A 19,402-nucleotide genomic window follows, 5' to 3' on the forward strand; every position below is an offset into this window, starting at 1 on the left:
TTGACAATGCAATATTAGATTGTGTATAGTATTGTCTGTAACATAAATGAAATAAAAACTAGGAGAAAAAATCATGACTGAACCAGTTCTAATTGCCAATCAGTTAAATAAAACATATTTGAGTACAGCAGGTGTACAACAAGAGGTTTTGAAAAATCTATCATTGTCTGTGGATGAGGGCGAATTTGTCGCTATTATGGGTCCATCGGGATCTGGAAAATCAACATTATTGAATATCTTATCAACACTGATGCAACCTTCATCAGGCTCAGTGATGATTAACAACAAGAATATTTTGCAGATGAATGATGATGCGATTGCAAAATTCCGTGGTCAAGATATGGGATTTATTTTTCAAAATTATAATTTAATTGAAAGTTTAACAGTGCAGGAAAATATCAGTTTACCACTGACGCTGCAAAAGGTAAGTCCAAAGAAAGTTAAAGACGCCGTGCAAAAAGTCGCACAACTACTGCATATTGAGTCTTATCTCAATAAATATCCAACAGAATTATCAGGTGGTCAACAACAGCGAGTGGGCGCTGCACGAGCTTTGGTACACAATCCAACACTTATTTTTGGTGATGAACCAACCGGAGCACTAGATTCAGAAAACGCTCGCGAAATGATGAATTATTTAACTCAGATCAATGATAACGAAGGAATTTCTATTGTCATGGTGACTCATGATGCTTTCTCAGCATCATTTGCATCTCGAATCTTATTCTTAACGGATGGACGGATTACAAAAACAATTACTCGTGACAATCAATCGCGAGAAGTGTTCTATCAGCAAGTATTGTCTGAGCTAGGAAATTTCAATTAGGAGGATCATATGTTTGGAATTGCTTTAAAATCATTGCGTTCTAAATGGCGTGATTATATTGTTCTGTTTGTTGGTTTGATTATTTCAGCAGCAATTTTTTATATGTTTAGTGCAATGGCCACTAATAAGGCATTTTTAGAAGCGAATGCGGTTGTGTCACAAATTACAGTAATATTTGTCATCGGTGAAGTACTGCTAGGCATCATTACATTTGTCTATTTAAATTTTGCAAATGGTTTTTTGCTAAGAATTCGTCAATCTGAATATGGTTTGATGTCCATGCTTGGGGCAACTAAAAAGCAAATTGGTTCCTTGTTGCTAAGGGAAACGTTAAGTATTGGTGTTATAGCAACAATCATTGGCATTCTTATTGGATTTGGTTTAACGGCACTAAGTAGTCACTACTTAATGAATCTCTTAGGTGTCCAGCTACACCATTGGCAATCTTTTTCAATAAAATCTATCGTTACGACATTAGTATTTTTTATTGTTTTATTTACACTAAATGGTTTGTATAATCGTCGTCGTTTGCGTAAGCAAGATACATTAACACTATTATTAGCTAATAAACAGGTCAATCAACCTAAAGAACGTAAGATACTTGATCCTTTATTTGGTTTAATCGGTCTATTGTTACTAATTGCGAGCTTTGTCTTGATGCCTAAGATTGCCAAAATTGGTTTATCTGGGTTTATTGTCATTTTGATTTTAAATGTTTGGGGAACGTATTGGTTTGTTAGCCGAACATTAAAAATGGTAACAAGCTGGGTGCGTGGTTCAAAATATAGTTTACGTGGATTGCGTGCATTTATAAACGGACAGCTTTCATTTCGATTACCGGACTATCAACGGATACTATCATCTATTGCTGTTATGTTCGCTTTGGCTTTAGGAGCTATGTCAGTTGGTCAAGGATATTATTTGATGTTACCTAGCCAAGCTGAAAAGGGCGATCCATTGACTGCGGCTTATGTGACAAACAAGATCAGCACGGATAATCTGAAGGGAATTGCGTGGAATCAATCCTACCATTACGTTGTTAAAGGACAAACGATTTATTTCAATGCCGAGGAGTTCAATGAACAAAAATTGCCAGCGAAGGTTTGGTCAAAAGATGGCTCAAGCTGGCGAACAAAATGGTTAACAGGGAATCAATTACGTGATGAACCAGAATCGGATCTAACGTTGACTTCGGTTGCTAATCAAATCTTGAATATACGTTTTGGGGCAAAAGTAGTTGTTACAGAAAATGCATCAGATATGCAGGCGCATGGTACGACAACACATACTGTTCGTATGGTTAAAGTGACAGATATGATGGCCAATGAGCAGGCATTAGCGCATAATATGAAATTGCAGGAAAAAATTACAGGCATCAAGCCGGAATTTGCAACTGGATCATATGCAGAATACAAACAATTAAAGGGAATTTTCGGTGGTATCGAGTTCATGGGAAATTTCTTAGGTATTGGCTTTTTGGCAATGTTAGCAGCCACATTAATGTTTAAGACATTATCGGGTGTTGCAGATGATAAGAAACGATATCGTGTATTGGCAATGATTGGAACAAGTGAAAAAAAGATTCCCAAAATAATTGCCACTGATTTAGGGATTCTATTTGTTATACCGATGGTAATCGGAATCTTAGACGTCGTATTTGGGTTACAAATGTTTGCGCCATTAATGGCTGGGACAAGCAATGCATACCTCGGTTTTGGGCCTTCCTTAATTGGTATTGGCGGTCTATATATTGTTTACTATGGGTTAACGGTTTGGATGTATCGACGATTAATTAAAAAGTAATTCGCCATTTTTTCAAAGAATACGTTATAATAGGAGCATATTCAAAATGTTGTGGAGTTAATAACGAAAGTTAAAGACATCGATGCCACACAGAAAACGTCTACCTAAACGCGCAAGGTAGGCGTTTTTATTTTGATGAAAGGATTAAAAGCGTAAACGTTTGTGATGCTTTTGTATCAATATTTGTAAACGTTTGCAATTATAGAAATAATCGATTAGAATACCAGTATACTATGAAATTTAGGGGGAATTGCCAAATGGCATTACTTGGTGCAATTGAAGCAGGTGGAACAAAGTTTGTGGTGGCTGTCGCGCCAGTCGAAAATCCGGAAGCTGTGGTGGCTCGTGAAAGTTTTCCAACAGAAGATGGTGCGTCGACTATCAAAAAGGTACAAGAATTTTTTGATCAATATGAAGATATTGCTGCAATTGGCATTGCTTCATTTGGACCAATTGATGTCAGACCCGATAGCCAAACCTATGGCTATGTATTAGATACACCTAAACGAGGATGGTCAGGTTATAATTTCCTCGGTGCCATGAAAACTTGGCGTGATATACCTTATTATTGGACAACGGATGTTAACGCTGCTGGTTGGGCGGAATATGTATCAGGATCAGCTGCTGATGTGGACAATGTCGTGTATCTAACGGTGGGAACTGGTATTGGGGCAGGTATTATTGCCAACGGAGAATTTGTTGGTGGCTACTCACATCCAGAAGCTGGGCACATTATGATGGCTAAACATCCCCAAGATAACTATGAAGGGCATTGTCCTTTCCATGGTGATCGTTGCTTGGAAGGATTGGCAGCTGGACCGGCTATGGAAGAACGCTGGGGTGTTTCGGCGAAAGAATTACCAGATGATCATTTAGCATGGCAAATAGAAGCTTTTTATTTGGCACAGGCGGCGGTCACTTATACTGCTACATTGCGACCAGAACGTATCGTCTTTGGTGGCGGGGTACCACACCGTGATATTTTGTTACCCATGGTACGACAGTCATTTGCCGAACAATTACATGATTATTTAGCCGTACCAAAATTAGAAGATTATATTGTGTCTGTTGGTAATGGTGATAATGCGGGAATTTATGGATGCTTCTATCTTGCAAAAGAGCTATTGATAGATTAAACACTACCACAATTATGGTACGAATAACGTCAATTTTTGGAAATCAACGTGAGATGCGTTATAATAGTTGGGTTACACAATATCATAGCCAATAAAAAGTGAGAAGTAATATGTTAACCGTTATTAAGCAGTATGAGGATAGAGATGTAATTATTTACGATTATTACATTGAAAATCGACAAAATGTTTATGCTGATATGGGTCATATTACAGTGAAATCCATGGGCGGTTTTGCAACATGGCGAGCCGTTAATGATAAGAATGAGAAATATTTGAAACAAGCACTGACAGCCCTTGTGATGAAAAGAAATCAGAACGGTGGTGTTTATCCAGATATGATCAAAGTGTTGCTTGGAGGCAAAAGAGAACCGACAAAGTAGGATGAACCATCCTACCTAGTTGTAGGAAGAAGTTGGAACAAAAGAAAATGTTCCAACTTTTTTATGTTAAAAATGTTTGAATTATAGGCCTATAAATTCGGAACGTGCACTCTTTTTTAACCGTCATCCATAGCCATTTTTCCTTGACACTATTATATGGTGTATGGCATTCTTAAATTTGGTTACTAAAATCTAAGCATATAGAGGTTAAAAAATGTTTGATATTATTAAAGCAATTATTCTGGGAATAGTTGAAGGAATTACAGAATTTCTACCGATCAGCTCTACTGGTCATTTAATTTTAGCAAATGAATTTATCCAGATGAAGCAGTCAACACAGTTTACGGATATGTTCAATGTTGTGATTCAATTAGGTGCGATTTTTGCAGTTGTGGTAATTTACTTCCATAAGTTGAATCCATTTTCTCCTAAAAAGAATTCATTGGAAAAACATGATACTTGGATCCTATGGTTAAAGGTGTTAGTTGCTATTGTGCCATCAGTTGTTCTAGGATTATTATTCAATGACTGGATGGATGCACATCTGATGAATTGGCAAGTAGTGGCTGCTATGTTGCTAATCTATGGAATTCTATTCATTGTTATTGAAAATCGTAATGATCGTCTCACACCACGTTTTACGAATTTAAGTAATTTGCCATACCAAACAGCATTTATTATTGGAATGTTCCAGCTCTTATCATTAGTTCCTGGAACATCAAGATCTGGGGCAACCATTTTGGGAGCAATTCTAATTGGTACGTCTCGTTTTGTTGCAACAGAATTTTCATTTTTCCTTGCAATTCCAACGATGTTTGGTGCATCATTACTAAAAATCGTCAAATATTTTAGTCATGGTGGTGTGTTTACTGGTACACAAACCATGGTGCTGTTGACTGGAACAGTTGTATCGTTCGTTGTTGCTTATCTATCGATTAGATTCTTGCTTAATTATATTAAGAATAATGACTTTAAAGCATTTGGTTGGTATCGAATTATCTTGAGTGTTTTGGTAATCGCATATTTTGGCTTTTTTGCAAAATAAAATTAAATATTGATTAGAAAAATGATTGAGTTTATCATTTAATGTGCTATACTTATGGTAAGTCATCAACCTTATTCATATTTTCTACTCTTAAATAGATGATGGATAGTGATTTTGGGTTACCTTGTTGGTACCAAAATCACTTTTTTTATTGGTTTTTCAAATTAAAGGTTTCTTTTAGGCTGATTTATATTTTATTTAAGTCGCTGGCCTTATCATAAATACTGTTGATAAGGAAAGCCCATTCCTATCAACAGCCCACACTCATAGAAATTTACCTAACCGTTTAAAGTGATGATACTTTAGACAACCTACTCCTTAATAAAGATCGTTGGTTATGTTTAACAGCCAACTTGATCCAAAAACGTCTATCTTGCCCGGATAGGCGTTTTTGTATTCATAAAAAAATACTAATATTCTGGCCGATATATTGATTTCACGTCAATGGTCCGCTATTTTAGACGTTAAATAGATATTTATAGTCAAAAAGGGGTTAGGTATGGGTGATTATTTAAAAGGAAAAAAGTGGGGGCATTGGATTGGGGTTGTTGTACTTGTCATCGTTGTTTGTGCAGGTGGCTTTTACGGTCACAAGGTATATCGTGAAAGTCATCCAAAATTATTAACAGAGACACAAATCAAAAATAACTTAGGCATTCATTTGAGTAGACAATTAATTTCGAGTCAAAAAAATCTAGAAAAGAAATATACACATGCGGAGGAAGATTCGGATTATACAATTGAGCATATGTTTGTAAAGACAAATCCATATCAAACCTCGCCACTAACTGCTCTCGCTATTTTTCATACAGATCAGGCAGCGAGAGTAAGTTATACGGTTGTTGGTAAAACAAACGGGACATCCATCAGTAATGGTACACCTAAAAATAGTAAAACTCACCGCATTAATGTGGTAGGGTTGTACGCTAATACGGCAAATCGAGTAGAATTTACGATAACTTATGCTGATGGACATGTTCAGAAGAAAACCATAATGGTACAAACACAAGCATTACCCAAAAGTTTAACTAATATTAATATTCAAGTGAAAATGGCTAATAAGGAGCAAATGGCGATTGGGAAGAACGGTTTAACCGTGTTTACCCGTACAACAAAAGAGCCATTTGCTATTGATGCCGATGGGCAGATACGGTGGTATTCAACTGAATATAATCAGCATATTTTTAAAACTTTAAAGAATGGTCATTTGTTGATTTTGAGAAAACAGAATAATAGTCAACTTGTTTATAACGATCTTGTTGAGACAAACTATTTAGGAAAGATTTATCGCAATTATCAATTTAGTAATAAAACATCATCAACTGAAAATTTGAAAGCCAAGCATAAGTCAGACGTAGAAACAACTGCTATTCACCATGATGTTATTGAATTACCAAACGGGAATTTATTAGCTACCGTTTCTGATGGATCAAAGTTCATTGAGGATACGATGGTTGAAATCAATCGTCAAACAGGTAAAGTGGTACGGGTTATTGATTTGAAACGTATTTTCCCAATGGACATATATGCACAATATGATGCAACGAAACGTTCTGATGGGAAAGTTGATTGGTTACATCAAAACGCAATCAATTATGATAAAAAAGATAACAGTATTATTATTTCTGCACGTCATCAGGATTTAGTAATGAAATTAAATTATGAAACGATGCGTCCGGTCTGGATTTTATCTGGAAAACCGAAAGCAGATTGGCCAAAAAAGTGGCAAAAGCATGTGTTGCGTTATACTAATGGAACAACTATCAATGGTGGACAGCATGATGCACGTGTCATTCCTGGTACACAAAAAGACGGCCAAGAAACTATTTCTATCTATGATAATAATTACGCTGTGTCATATGGTGATAAAAAGACGACCAAGAAATATTCAGCAGGCCGTGAATTAAGAATCAATTTGAAAACAATGACTGCGAAAGAAGTTTGGTCTTATGGACAGGCATTGGGGACGGCTAATTTCACAGATCGCATTGGTTCAAATCGATTGTTGGCTAATGGTAATTTCTTAATTGATTTTGGTTACTTAAACGCAAAAAATGGGGATGCTTCTAATATTGTGGAAGTAACTCGTGAAGGGTATCAGGTGTTTAATGTTGAACTCTCTAATTTGCAGTCTAAGGGTTATGTTTATCGTGCTTACCGTATTCATATCTCGTAGCCTATGGGTGTCATATTGCATATTAGGATTGAAAGGGATAAACTTAAGTAATTATGAGAAAAAGGTGGTTAAAAAATGAGTGAAATTACCCAAGAGCAATTAACAGCATTTAAAGAAGCTGTGAATGAAAGCCCCAAGGCCGCAGTTTTACGTGGTGCAGTGACAACGAATGGTATTTTGAAGTCAGCACGTGATAACCAACGTGCCGGTGAATTGACACCAACATTTAGTGTTGATTTGGAGAGCTCACCAGTTGCTAATCAATTGCAATCGGGACGTTGCTGGATGTTCGCAGCGTTGAATACAATGCGCCATGATATGAAGTCAGTCCATGGTTTACCTGGTGATTTTGAATTATCACAAAGTTACACATTCTTTTGGGATAAGTTGGAGAAGGCTAATTACTTCTACAACAATATTGTGGCAACAGCAGACAAGCCAACTACTGATCGTGAAGTTAGCTTCTTGCTAGCTACGCCACAACAAGATGGTGGGCAGTGGGATATGATTGTTGCAATCATAGAGAAGTATGGTGTTGTGCCACAATCAGCTTTCCCAGAGTCACAAGCATCATCTCATTCTGCTGAATTCAACCGTTTGTTCAATGGTAAGTTGCGTAAAGATGCAATTGCGCTACGTCAATTGGTTGCACAAAATGCATCAGATGAACAAATTTCAGATAAGCTTGCAGCATTCAACAAAGAAAACTATCATATGTTATCACTAACATTTGGAGAGCCACCTCTAACTTTTGACTTTGCATTCCGTGATAAGGATAATGAATTCCACCGTGAACAAGCAATAACGCCACAGGATTTCTTTAAGAAATATGTTGGTTGGGATTTAAGCAACTACATTTCAATTATTAATGCACCAACGGATGATAAGCCATACAATCAAACTTATGGTGTTAAAATGTTAGGTTCAGTCGTAGGTGGTCGTGATGTTAAGCATTTGAATCTTGACTTAGCAACGTTCAAAGAATTAGCAATTAAGCAACTATCTGCTGGAGAGAACGTTTGGTTTGGTGTTGATATGGGACCAAAGTTAGATCGTGTCGCTGGCTTGATGGATACAGAATTATATGATGAAGATAGCCTATTCGATATCGATTTCAGCATGACCAAGGCAGAGCGCTTGGATTATGGTGATTCATTGATGACGCACGCCATGGTTTTGACTGGTGTTGACCTTGTCGATGGTAAGCCAACAAAGTGGAAGGTTGAGAACTCATGGGGTGATAAGAATGGCCACAAGGGTTACTTTACAATGTCTGACGAGTGGTTTGACCAATTTACTTATCAAGTTGTTATTAAGAAGGAATTCCTTCCTGATGAATTGCGTGATGCTTATGAAAATGGCACACCAAAAGAATTAGCACCATGGGATCCAATGGGTGCATTAGCATAAAAACTATTAAATGACCGAAGTTGTCCAATCAATAATTGGTAATGACTTCGGCTTTTTTGTGGCAGATGATTTATGGTATAGTGGTTATCAAAAATAGACAGTGATGGAAAAATTATGTTAAAAGATGATCTAAAGCAAAAGATTATGGCAATTAATGCAACATTGGATATCAAACAATTAAATCCAATTTTGGAACCTATTTTAATGGCGGGGATGCGTCGGGGATATGAAGCAGCATATTTATTGATTATTGGATTAAGTGAAGGTGTTCAGCCAGATGATCAACCAGCGACTTGGATTGATCAAGTAGAACATACTGCTGATAAGGAATTTGCAAAACTTATTACCAATGTTCATGAAAATGATTCGCAACAAAATGAAGTAGCGACACAAATTAATAGTATGCTGGCAGAAGAATATCATGCAATCACTTCACACCATGATAATCAATTAGTGATAGAAAGTGTCATTATGCCTTATTTTAATGGCTGGTTTTTAGGTTATTACCATGCCTTGTTAACGTTGGTTGTTGAAACGCAGGCAGCAAAAGATACACAAAGCGAAGGTTTAAAGAAGCAAATTTCTAATCAAGCCATGCAAGCTGTCGAAAATGAGCGAACAAAGTTTCAACATCAGATATTTTATCAAAATGGTGTTTTAAAGGATATTTTGTCTATTTTAGAACCAAGATAGTACGACAAAAGACTCCTTGAATCCGACTGTGCCATAAAAAGTTGACAAGAAAAATTTTCTGGTGTAAATTAGCATCAATAATTAAATTCAAATTAAAAAGTAATGAAGAGAAGCTCATTATTTGTTAGCAATAAGAGAACTGTTGGTTGGTGCGAAACAGGTTGCGATAATTAATGACGATCATCTCTGAGCTATGTCATTGAAATTTTATTAGATGACTTTGGGTGCACCCATTATAGTGTCAGCGTATTACAAATATTGTACGTGAGAGATAATGCTAGTGATAGCATTATAAATTAAGGTGGTACCACGCATACAGCGTCCTTTTAACTATTTAACCAGGTAGTTAAAAGGACGCTTTTTAATTTGAATGGCATTAATTGTATTTTAGGGGGTGAGGACAGATGGAATCGGTGATTCAAAGCGCAAAAGAGAGTCCTAGTCAGATTAGTCTTTTGTCGCATTTAACACACAGTATGAACGATTTTCGAGTCATGAACTATTATTTATTTGTCCTCAAGGTACAGACATAAGTGGGAACAAATAAATCAGATTTAATGGAGGATACACTTATGAATCAGACAATGTCAGAAACATTCACTAAAGAAAATGAATTAGCAACAGCTGAAAATGAGTTAGCAGAGAACTTGTTTAACGCATATCAAACACACGAACCCTTGCAGCAATCTGCCTATGAGGGTGGCGTTACGGATGAAGAGAATGCCTATCGGGTACAACATCAGCTAACTGAATTAAAAAATGAGGCCGTTGGTGGCTACAAGGTATCACTTACTAGTCAAGAAACCCAGGATATGTTTGACTCAGATTCACCACTTTATGGTGCCCAGGTTAAAAGTCACTTTGTTTCATCGCCCACAACATTATATCGAAGTGACTTAATGGAGCCATTAGCAGAGGTTGAGATGTTATTTACAGCTAAAGAAGACCTTAGTAGTACAGATTCCTTAGTAGATTTACTTCACAAGACAAAAGTTGCACCGGCTGTTGAAGTACCTGATTCGCGTTTTAGTGATTGGTTCCCAAGTCTGTCAAAATATATGGTAATGTCAGATGCGGCTGTTGGTGGTTATGTTGTTTATGGTAACGAGGTGGATACGGATAAACTGTTCGCCGGTGTTGATGAGTTGGCCAATGTCACATGTGAGTTATGCCATGATGGTAAAAAACTAAAGGATGGTAGTTCGTCTGAAGTTTTAGGAAATCCACTGCGTTCACTCCATTGGTTAGTCGAAAAACTTGAACAACAGGGAACCCCATTAAAAGCTGGACAACGTGTTTCAAGTGGTACATTTTTATTACCGGAATCATTAGGAAATGGCAGTTGGAAGGCAACTTTCGACAAAGGTCTAGGCTCGGTGTTCTTTGATGTTGTTGATTAAACTGGCATTGGTAGGTAACAAATATTTAAATTTGGCGATAATTCTTTCGTAAGTTTTAAGCTGATTGAGTCGGGATATATTTATATCCTGGCTTTTTTGATGGAATTATTGGTTGCTTTATAAAATGTTTGGCGGTACTATACGGGGGTATTAATTAGAATTTCAAAAATTTTTAATCCAACTTGGAGGCAAATTAGTAATGCTCAAGCAATTTGAACGTGTTTCATTTGCAGGAATGCTAGTTACGTTAGGAATTGTATACGGTGATATTGGAACGTCACCGCTATATGTCATGAACGCCATAGTTGGTGATGCTGGTAAAATGGGCCATACATCACCGGATTATATTATCGGTGCCATTTCGTTGATTTTTTGGACGCTTATGATTATTACGACGTTAAAATATGTGGTTATTGCCATGCAAGCCGATAATAATCATGAAGGAGGTATCTTTTCACTTTATGCATTGGTAAGAGCAAAAGCAAAATGGCTCATTTTTCCAGCGTTAATTGGTGGTGCCGCTATTTTAGCCGATGGTACATTAACACCAGCAGTAACCGTTACTTCAGCCATTGAAGGGTTACGTGGACAGCATCTGGGGTCAATATCATTTGGGAATGCGCAAAGTGATGTCTTGTTAATTACAACGGTGGTGTTATTGTTGCTATTTGTTATTCAGCGTTTTGGTACAAGTACGATTGGAAAAGCCTTTGGACCAGTAATGATATTATGGTTTGGCTTTTTAGCAGTTTTTGGTATTGTCAACATATTAGGATACCCAGTAATCTTAAAAGCTTTGTCACCATACTACGCCATTACGTTGTTATTTAGTCCGGTTAATAAAGTTGGTATTTTCATTCTGGGAAGTGTTTTTCTGGCAACAACAGGTGCTGAAGCTTTATATTCTGATATGGGGCACGTTGGTAAGAAAAATATTTATGCAACATGGCCATTGGTCTATGGCGCATTGATTTTAAATTACTTAGGTCAAGGTGCTTGGATTATTAATCACGCACATGATCAGGCATATGCTAATCTGTCAAATCTTAATCCGTTTTATGAAATGCTGCCTGGTAATTGGCGAATTTTAGGTATAGTACTTGCCACTTTGGCTGCTGTTATCGCTTCGCAGGCGTTAATTACAGGTTCCTTTACATTAGTTTCTGAAGCAATGGGATTAAAATTATTACCACGTTTATTGGTTAAACATCCTAGTGATGTTAAAAATCAAATCTATATTGCAAATGTGAATTGGATTTTATGTATTATGACGTTGGGCATTGTTTGGTACTTTGGTAATTCACAAAAGATGGAGGCCGCATATGGTCTAGCAATTACTGTTACCATGTTAATGACAACAGTGCTGCTCTTTGAATTTTTGAAGGATCGTCTTAACCGGGTTAGTGCATTGGGGATTGCGTTATTTTTTGGGACGATTGAGACTTTATTCTTGATAGCTAGTCTGGTTAAATTTATTCATGGTGGCTATATTACAGTATTATTGATGTTGCTTATTTTGTATGTGATGTGGGTTTGGTACTTTGGTAATAAGAAAAGAGAGCATTATGAAGTAGCAAGTGAATATGTGTCTTTACTTGATTACCGTGATCAACTGTCAAAGTTAAGTGATGATGAGACAGAACCATTTTTTACTACAAATTTGGTTTACATGACTAAAATTAAAGATGATTATCGAATTAAACGTAGTGCAATGTACTCTATTTTAGATCGGCAACCAAAACGAGCTAAAGTATATTGGTTTGTCACAGTAAATGAAACAGATGAACCATATGAAAGTAGCTACACGGTGGATATGTTGGATACGGACAATATTGTCAATGTGCAATTATATCTTGGCTTTAAACGATCTCAAGTGGTAAGTGTTTATCTGCATCAAATTGTTGCCAAGTTAGTTGAACAAGGCGTTTTAAAATCACAAGTGCCAAAGTACTCAACTCAGATGGAGCGCAAAGTTGGCTCATTTAAATTTGTCATTATTAAGGAACAACCTGCGGATTTGGTTATTAATGATAAACTGAGTGGGCTAGACAGACGTTTGATTGCAGGTAGAATTTATCTACAAAAGATTACCGCTTCACCAACCACATGGTATGGCTTGGAATTCAGTAATGTGATTGAGGAGAGTGCACCATTGTTTATTAATTACACAAGTAACCAATATGTTATGCAAAGAAAGATATATCATCGGCAAATAAAAAAGTAGTTATTAATTTGTCAGATGATGCTGTTCTCGTTTTTTTTATATGTGGGCGGGGAAACTTTATAAAGTGCCAGCCGACATCATAAAATATAGACATAAAAAAACTGCAAGGTGCACAAGACCTTACAGGCGATTGAGTTTTAGAGTGTATTTTTGGGCAGCGCTGATAAATCTTTATGACTTATCAGCGCTTTTCTATGGCATTTTCCATTGAAAGCAAGTCTTGCAAGCCAGTTTTATTTGTCTCTGATAATGACTGTATGCTTATTTGAGAGAGAGGGGTTACACCTGTTTGAGATAGGCGCTTTTCATTTGTCTTAGATAAACCTTTCCAATACATGAGATTGTCCTTTCTAAATTAGCGAGTCTGATAATGTACCCAGTAATAGTGTTGATAACGGGTGGGAACTGTTCATATACAATATCTTTATACAACATGATAACATGCAAAATGCCGTTTGCTGTGATGAAGTAAATAATCAGGTTGTTATTTAAAATCAATAAAATGAATAAGTGTAAGCAGTTATAAATAAATGCAAGCGTCATATGGCCATTGCGCGTACGAGGACTTAGTCTTTACAAAGTGGGAACGCACACCGTATAATTAAGTCATACAAAAAAGCCTGCACGGTCTCGACCACCTTACAGGCGACAAGTGTCCAGAGTTTAGAGTGTTAAGTGTCAGCGTTTAGAACGTTGGCACTTTTCTTTTGGGCGTTGCGTTGTCTTGTAAGTAAAATAATACTTGATAAAAGACCTCACAACACTAGCAAGGTAAACAATTAGAACAACTGTTATTACTTGCCAGCCCTCAACATTAGCCACAATATTTACATTGGGCAATATCTCTTAACCCTTTCATGGACGAACCAAAGGTAAAACATAGCATAACCTCCCGTGTCCTAAGTAGTTCGAAAGAAGTTAGGGGCTATTTTAAACATTGGAACTTGCCATAGTTTCATTGAGTAGCTAACTCAAATTCACTACTTAATTATCATAATGGAAACGGATGAAGTTGTATATAAGTTAATTAATCGTAAGCACTGACAATTATTTGTTAGTGCTTTTTTATATTATCCAAACTAATCATTTACGAGTGATTAAGTGTTTACCTGAAAAGCTACGAATGTTTCTATATTATCGGTATTTTCCGAGACAAAATAAAACGCCATTCAATCAAATGAATAGCGACATATTACATGGTAGGTAGTCCCATATTATTTAATTTTTCAAGTACACCAGTTGTGTGTACTTAGATGTGTACCTGAATGCCTGATATAAAGGCAAAACGTTGATAAAAAGGCATTTGTAAACCCTACTATGGAGCCGAGGAGCATTTTAGGGTTATTTGTAAATGTTGATAACATGCTACAAATGCCTTTATATCAACGTTTGATAATAATTTGAAAATATATAGTTTCCTGTATTTTCCTGCATTTTCCTATTGTTTTCTGAAAAATTCGGCACTAAATTCGGCACTAAATTTATAGTTGCGATAGCAATCTGACAGACTTTTGTGCCTCGTTTGTTCTTGTTGTTTGTAGCAGATGAGTATATATATCTAGCGTCATGGTTATTGACGAATGACCTAGTCTTTCAGAAACGTATTTTACATCAACACCGCTTGACAATAACCAACTAGCATGAGTATGTCGAAGACCATGAAAAGTTATCCTTTTAGGAGATTTTATTTTTATTAGTGCCTTCTGTAATTTTTTATTAGCCGCATTACTTGTTTGAGGTAAGCCAGTTTCATCATTACAAAATATGAAGTCATTATTATCATGAATAGGAGACCATGCTTTTAAATCAACGATTAAGTTGTTGGGTACACTTATTACACGATTAGATGACTTATTTTTGGTTTCTTTAACCTTACGTGATACTTGATCCCATGCTTTGTTGATTGAAATAGAATTATTAGTTATATCACCCCAAGTTAAGGCGGCGACCTCTTCATACCTTGCACCAGTATTTAGCGCCATTATAATCATCATGTCACTAACACTACGTTCAAATACTGGAATAGTGGTTAAATATTCTATCAAGGCTTTCATCTGTGGTTCTTCTAAGAACTTTAATTCTCTATTTTTACCATCTTTTCCAGTATAGGTTAGACCAATTGTTGGGTCAGTTGATATTAAATTATCATAAAGTGCGCCTTTGATAGATTGCACCAGATATGTTTTAAGCTTTTTTACGGTACTGAAAGCATAGTCCTTAGCTAAATCATTAAGAAAATGTTGTAATATTGGGCGGGTTAGCTTGGCTAACGTAACGTTGCTTAATCGTTCTGAATAAATATGATGGGCAAATTTATACCAACGTTGTTGAGCATCACTGGCGTCTGTTTTATACAGCTCATACCATGATTTAAAATAATCAGGAAATAACTGTTTACTATCAACGGTAAAACTACCATTAGTCTTGTTGGCTTCTTGTTGTTTTATCCACGATTTAGCAGCACTCAAAGTTGTAAAACCGCTTTTACTTTTTTTCTTATATTTGCCGTTTTCTTTGTAGGTAACACGGGCTAAGTATTTCGAGCCACGCTTTTGTATATCAGCCATATTAGTTTAAACCTAACCTTTCATGTAAAAAATATAGATAGTTTACCGACATATCCAGGTCTGATATACTTGAATATGTAAATAGGCGCATAAAACGCTTGTTAATATGGGAATGCACGTACACTACTGTTTGGCGATGGGAGTGTACGTGTTTTTTTAGTTTAGAAAATAGTATGAACGTTTTTCTTTTTGCATAATAGTTTTACCAGTATATAGATTTTCTCCTAAACCGTTACTTGCATTTGTATCATATTTATAAACATTTGTATATCCGTCATCTGAATCAACACGGACTAACATATCGCCATTAAAATTGAAAGTATACATCATTCCGTTATCTATACGAAGCGACTTATAAGTTGATGACATTTTCTGCAGAGTTTCAACATCTTTTTGTCCAAAATATTGCGCTTGTGACTTCAGATTAGCTTCCTGATTTTTCTTTTTTTCTTTAGCTTTTTGTTCTGCTTTGTATTTAGCATCTATCTTGTCTTGAATTGATTGCACACTAGAACCAATAAGCTTATTTTCATTAAAATCTAAATCTTCTTTACCATAATAGAGTGTATATTCATCTCTGTCGGTCGGCTGCTTACCAATGGCACTAATCACTTGATCCATAGACATACTGGGTTCTACATCATCAAAATTATAGTTAATTACTGTTGTTTTACTAGTAGAAGTCGCAGTCACACTAGAAGTACTTGATGGTTTTGTGATTTTATCGCTACTCGTAGATTTTGAAACGCTAGATTTATGATGGTTCTTTTCTGAACTCGTTTTACTATCTTTTTTAGCATGTTTCTCAGATTTGCTTATGGATGTTTTTTTAGTAACATAATCAGAAGACTGTTTCACATCAGTATTTGTTGTGACTTTAGATGATTTTATGGGATCTACCATTGTTCCGAATACAATAAATAATAATCCTACCGTAATTGGAATGTATTGCTTTTTGTATATTTGACCATTTTTCTTTGCTTTGAATCGTTTAACTGCCCAATAAATAATAGATAGAATACCTATCCAACCAAGTATCAATGATAATGTTTCCATAACTACTCCTTATAAATTGCCCACTATAACTTTCATACTTCTTTAAGTATATCTTTAACAATAGGTTCAAACCAAGAAGGTAAGTGAAATTCATTCATAAAATCACTGTAATTACGGTATTCTAAAGGTGTATCACCATATATAAATTTTGCTAATATATAAATCATGCCCTTGTTTGCTATTATTTCAGACTGGTTTTTAAAGCCCATCGAAAAATGATAAAGCATAGGTTCGCCATTACCATATACGACGTGTGAAAACTCATGCGTTTTTCTAGCAGGCATAGGGTAAGGTGTGACAAATTCTGTATTGATTATAATTACTGGGGGTTTATCCACTCTGATAATAACCACATCTGGATCATCAGGATTAAACTTGGCATATTTAAGAATAATATGTGATGCATAGATGAGATTATCAATCTGTTCCTCTAATTCGAGCATAGGCTACTCCTCGTCACCATCAATTAAATTTAAAATTTCAAGAATTCCACGTTTTGCTTTATCAGATAGCTCCTTTCCTTGAAATTCCATAATAACTCCCTTATCAGACAAAGCTTCATCAAGATTGATGACATTATCTGATTTTTTATTTGCGTGCATATCATCTGTGTTACCTAATAGGTAGTCTACTGATACGCCTAGGACGTCAGCAACTTTTGAAAGGTTTTCAGCTGATGGCGTTTTATTTTTCCAAGAGTAAATAATATTATTCTTTAATTTTGCTGTATCATTCAATTGATTAAGAGTTAAGCCGCGTTCTTTTGCGGTTTGTTTAATTCGTTCAAATGTTGTCATTGTAAATTCTCCAAATTAAACGAAATAAATTTAAACTTTTGTTATAAAAACGCTTGACGTAATTAAACTTTAGTTATAAACTTAAGTCATTCAAGTAATAAGCAACAAAAAAACAAGCAATTATCAAATGTACTTTTGGCGAGGTAGACATGATAAATGTAGTTATTTATTGCGGTTTTTAACTATGATTAAAGTTTAAACTTTAGTTATAAAAAAGTCAATGAATTTTACTTGAAAATTAAATAGGAGGTTAAATCTATGAGCATTAAGGAAGCAAACAAGACTTTGTTTGATGCACGAAAAGCTTTTAAAGACTACATCGAGTACAAACAAATTAGTGTTGATGAGCTTGCCAATTATATTGGCAAAACACCATCTTACGTTTATCAATTGTTAGGTGGTCAGGCAAATAATCGACAAGCCTATGTATACGTAAACAAGTTGTTCGCTTATACAAATTATGATGGCGAAAACTGGTTAGAACTATAAGGAGGCTTAAACATGGCAAATGAAGTACAGGTATTTAACTTTGAACAAATGAATGTTCGAACAGTAGAAATTAATGGAACACCATATTTTGTTGCAAAGGACATTGCTTATCTATTAGATGTCAAAAATTCACGAGATGTGATTTCAAATTTAGATGAAGATGAAAAGGGTGTCGGTTCAATCGACACCCCTGGTGGAAAACAAAAAATGAATGTAATCACTGAATCGGGTGTTTATGAATTCATTGGAGCAAGTAGAAAACCCGCTGCCGAAAATGCAAAGCGCTGGTTGCGTAAAGAAGTCTTGCCAAGCATTCGCAAGCATGGTGCATATCTAACCAACGAAAAGATTGAAGAAATTCTATTAAGTCCTGACACACTAATCAAGGTGGCAACTGAATTGAAGAATGAGCGAGAGAAGAACGTACTGCTCACACAACAGGTTTCAGAGTCACGTCCTAAGGCTGATTACTATGACAAAATCATGCAATCAAAGTCACTGGTAACCATCACACAAATTGCAAAGGACTATGGTTGGTCAGCAAAGCAAATGAATGACAAGCTACATAGCTTGGGCGTGCAATACAAAATTGGCGGTCAATGGGTGCTTTATTCAAAGTATCAAGACAAAGGATATACGTTTAGCACAACGGTTGACATCACTAAGAGAGATGGTAGCAGCGATGTAAAAATGAATACCAAATGGACGCAAAAAGGACGTGTATTCATTTACAACTTGCTAAAAGTAGATGGCATTTTACCAACAATTGAACAGGAGATTTAACCATGACTGAATACAAAACACACCCAGCACTACAAACAGACAACTATGTGCGAGCAACAACACTTGTTCCTGATAAATACGGCATTATTCAATTATCAAACGACTTACTAGTTGCTATGCATGAAGCAGATATGAGCAGTTTAAAAGATGACACGACGGAAGATGTAAGTCAAAACGTAAGTGTCTTAGATAATTTCACACAACTAACTGACGCAATGGAAGATTTAGCTAAAGATATGGGTAAAAAAGTAGAGGCACCAAAAATTAATTCGGTTAACGATCCATACGGACTGTTTGACCAGCTACTTGAAGCATTGGAAGAAACCGATAAGGAAGTCAAGCATGAAAAGGCAAAAGAATTCATGAATAGTTTTTTGGATTATATGAGCGATACAGGAGATTAACTTATGTCGAGACCAAAGCCAGAGATTCCAATTGAGCAACGTATTTGGTTAGATGCGCCAACAGCTGCCGCTTTGCTTGGGTACGGTGAAGATAAATTCGGAGAGATAAGAGAAGATCCATCATTCGTAATGGCTGGCGTTGAACAAAGAGATGGTAGGTTTTCACAGGATTTGTTAAGAAAATGGGGCAATGGAGAGATAGGGAGGAAGTAG

18 protein-coding genes and 1 other annotated feature are annotated in these 19,402 nt (G+C 36.0%); of the genes, 14 read left to right on the forward strand and 4 right to left on the reverse strand.

What is annotated here, in order from left to right:
- The first annotated feature begins 73 nt into the window (after window positions 1–73).
- From QRX23_RS01935 to QRX23_RS01980, 10 genes are all read left to right on the forward strand, one after another.
- Window positions 74–826 carry an ABC transporter ATP-binding protein gene (locus QRX23_RS01935; protein ID WP_330155749.1) on the forward strand — a complete coding sequence of 251 codons (753 nt, stop codon included), beginning with the start codon at window positions 74–76 and terminating at the stop codon, window positions 824–826.
- 9 nt (window positions 827–835) lie between these two features.
- Entirely contained in the window at window positions 836–2,629 is a 1,794-nt protein-coding gene (locus QRX23_RS01940) for an ABC transporter permease (protein ID WP_330155750.1), read from the forward strand.
- A 257-nt stretch (window positions 2,630–2,886) separates the two neighbouring features.
- A complete protein-coding gene (locus tag QRX23_RS01945) occupies window positions 2,887–3,765 on the forward strand; it encodes an ROK family protein (RefSeq protein ID WP_330155751.1) in 879 nt (292 codons plus the stop codon).
- A 110-nt stretch (window positions 3,766–3,875) separates the two neighbouring features.
- Entirely contained in the window at window positions 3,876–4,145 is a 270-nt protein-coding gene (locus tag QRX23_RS01950; protein ID WP_330155752.1) for a hypothetical protein, read from the forward strand.
- Window positions 4,146–4,359: 214 nt separating this feature from the next.
- Entirely contained in the window at window positions 4,360–5,190 is an 831-nt protein-coding gene (locus QRX23_RS01955; protein WP_330155753.1) for an undecaprenyl-diphosphate phosphatase, read from the forward strand.
- A gap of 499 nt (window positions 5,191–5,689) precedes the next feature.
- Complete coding sequence (locus QRX23_RS01960; protein ID WP_330155754.1) at window positions 5,690–7,366, forward strand: aryl-sulfate sulfotransferase; 1,677 nt, start codon at window positions 5,690–5,692, stop codon at window positions 7,364–7,366.
- 75 nt (window positions 7,367–7,441) lie between these two features.
- Entirely contained in the window at window positions 7,442–8,776 is a 1,335-nt protein-coding gene (locus tag QRX23_RS01965) for a C1 family peptidase (protein ID WP_330155755.1), read from the forward strand.
- Window positions 8,777–8,890: 114 nt separating this feature from the next.
- Window positions 8,891–9,469, forward strand: a complete 579-nt coding sequence (locus QRX23_RS01970) for a hypothetical protein (protein ID WP_330155756.1) — start codon at window positions 8,891–8,893, stop codon at window positions 9,467–9,469.
- 93 nt (window positions 9,470–9,562) lie between these two features.
- Window positions 9,563–9,798: a binding site (T-box leader), on the forward strand.
- Window positions 9,799–10,026: 228 nt separating this feature from the next.
- Complete coding sequence (locus QRX23_RS01975; protein ID WP_408068655.1) at window positions 10,027–10,869, forward strand: 2-keto-4-pentenoate hydratase; 843 nt, start codon at window positions 10,027–10,029, stop codon at window positions 10,867–10,869.
- 199 nt (window positions 10,870–11,068) lie between these two features.
- Entirely contained in the window at window positions 11,069–13,093 is a 2,025-nt protein-coding gene (locus QRX23_RS01980; protein WP_330155758.1) for a KUP/HAK/KT family potassium transporter, read from the forward strand.
- A gap of 1,481 nt (window positions 13,094–14,574) precedes the next feature.
- On the opposite strand, the gene QRX23_RS01985 is transcribed toward QRX23_RS01980, so the two are convergent.
- From QRX23_RS01985 to QRX23_RS02000, 4 genes are all read right to left on the reverse strand, one after another.
- Window positions 14,575–15,660: a tyrosine-type recombinase/integrase gene (locus QRX23_RS01985; RefSeq protein WP_330155759.1), complete on the reverse strand. Its 1,086-nt coding sequence runs from the start codon at window positions 15,658–15,660 to the stop codon at window positions 14,575–14,577.
- A gap of 156 nt (window positions 15,661–15,816) precedes the next feature.
- A complete protein-coding gene (locus QRX23_RS01990; protein WP_330155760.1) occupies window positions 15,817–16,716 on the reverse strand; it encodes a hypothetical protein in 900 nt (299 codons plus the stop codon).
- Window positions 16,717–16,748: 32 nt separating this feature from the next.
- The gene (locus QRX23_RS01995) at window positions 16,749–17,159 is read right to left on the reverse strand and encodes a hypothetical protein (RefSeq protein WP_330155761.1); all 411 of its coding nucleotides are present in this window, start codon (window positions 17,157–17,159) and stop codon (window positions 16,749–16,751) included.
- A gap of 3 nt (window positions 17,160–17,162) precedes the next feature.
- On the reverse strand, window positions 17,163–17,513 hold the full coding sequence (locus QRX23_RS02000) for a helix-turn-helix domain-containing protein (protein ID WP_330155762.1): 351 nt from the start codon (window positions 17,511–17,513) through the stop codon (window positions 17,163–17,165).
- 258 nt (window positions 17,514–17,771) lie between these two features.
- Between QRX23_RS02000 and QRX23_RS02005 the strand changes: the two genes are divergently transcribed.
- Genes QRX23_RS02005 through QRX23_RS02020 form a run of 4 tightly spaced genes read left to right on the forward strand, consistent with a single transcriptional unit; the run spans window position 17,772 to window position 19,402 of the window.
- The gene (locus QRX23_RS02005; RefSeq protein WP_330155763.1) at window positions 17,772–18,002 is read left to right on the forward strand and encodes an XRE family transcriptional regulator; all 231 of its coding nucleotides are present in this window, start codon (window positions 17,772–17,774) and stop codon (window positions 18,000–18,002) included.
- Window positions 18,003–18,014: 12 nt separating this feature from the next.
- Window positions 18,015–18,785: a phage antirepressor gene (locus QRX23_RS02010; protein WP_330155764.1), complete on the forward strand. Its 771-nt coding sequence runs from the start codon at window positions 18,015–18,017 to the stop codon at window positions 18,783–18,785.
- A gap of 2 nt (window positions 18,786–18,787) precedes the next feature.
- Window positions 18,788–19,189, forward strand: coding sequence for a hypothetical protein (locus QRX23_RS02015; protein ID WP_330155765.1), 402 nt, complete (start codon window positions 18,788–18,790; stop codon window positions 19,187–19,189).
- A gap of 3 nt (window positions 19,190–19,192) precedes the next feature.
- Entirely contained in the window at window positions 19,193–19,402 is a 210-nt protein-coding gene (locus QRX23_RS02020) for a hypothetical protein (protein WP_330155766.1), read from the forward strand.

The organism is Weissella paramesenteroides (assembly GCF_036327715.1).
Lineage (GTDB): Bacteria > Bacillota > Bacilli > Lactobacillales > Lactobacillaceae > Weissella > Weissella paramesenteroides.

Coding starts and splice junctions, on each gene's coding strand:
- QRX23_RS01935 (WP_330155749.1), top strand. CDS start 74: ATGACTGAACCAGTTCTAATTGCCAATCAGTTAAATAAAACATATTTG.
- QRX23_RS02010 (WP_330155764.1), top strand. CDS start 18,015: ATGGCAAATGAAGTACAGGTATTTAACTTTGAACAAATGAATGTTCGA.
- QRX23_RS01960 (WP_330155754.1), top strand. CDS start 5,690: ATGGGTGATTATTTAAAAGGAAAAAAGTGGGGGCATTGGATTGGGGTT.
- QRX23_RS01965 (WP_330155755.1), top strand. CDS start 7,442: ATGAGTGAAATTACCCAAGAGCAATTAACAGCATTTAAAGAAGCTGTG.
- QRX23_RS02015 (WP_330155765.1), top strand. CDS start 18,788: ATGACTGAATACAAAACACACCCAGCACTACAAACAGACAACTATGTG.
- QRX23_RS01980 (WP_330155758.1), top strand. CDS start 11,069: ATGCTCAAGCAATTTGAACGTGTTTCATTTGCAGGAATGCTAGTTACG.
- QRX23_RS02005 (WP_330155763.1), top strand. CDS start 17,772: ATGAGCATTAAGGAAGCAAACAAGACTTTGTTTGATGCACGAAAAGCT.
- QRX23_RS01945 (WP_330155751.1), top strand. CDS start 2,887: ATGGCATTACTTGGTGCAATTGAAGCAGGTGGAACAAAGTTTGTGGTG.
- QRX23_RS01990 (WP_330155760.1), bottom strand. CDS start 16,716: ATGGAAACATTATCATTGATACTTGGTTGGATAGGTATTCTATCTATT.
- QRX23_RS01995 (WP_330155761.1), bottom strand. CDS start 17,159: ATGCTCGAATTAGAGGAACAGATTGATAATCTCATCTATGCATCACAT.
- QRX23_RS01950 (WP_330155752.1), top strand. CDS start 3,876: ATGTTAACCGTTATTAAGCAGTATGAGGATAGAGATGTAATTATTTAC.
- QRX23_RS01985 (WP_330155759.1), bottom strand. CDS start 15,660: ATGGCTGATATACAAAAGCGTGGCTCGAAATACTTAGCCCGTGTTACC.
- QRX23_RS01955 (WP_330155753.1), top strand. CDS start 4,360: ATGTTTGATATTATTAAAGCAATTATTCTGGGAATAGTTGAAGGAATT.
- QRX23_RS02020 (WP_330155766.1), top strand. CDS start 19,193: ATGTCGAGACCAAAGCCAGAGATTCCAATTGAGCAACGTATTTGGTTA.
- QRX23_RS01940 (WP_330155750.1), top strand. CDS start 836: ATGTTTGGAATTGCTTTAAAATCATTGCGTTCTAAATGGCGTGATTAT.
- QRX23_RS02000 (WP_330155762.1), bottom strand. CDS start 17,513: ATGACAACATTTGAACGAATTAAACAAACCGCAAAAGAACGCGGCTTA.
- QRX23_RS01970 (WP_330155756.1), top strand. CDS start 8,891: ATGTTAAAAGATGATCTAAAGCAAAAGATTATGGCAATTAATGCAACA.
- QRX23_RS01975 (WP_408068655.1), top strand. CDS start 10,027: ATGGAGGATACACTTATGAATCAGACAATGTCAGAAACATTCACTAAA.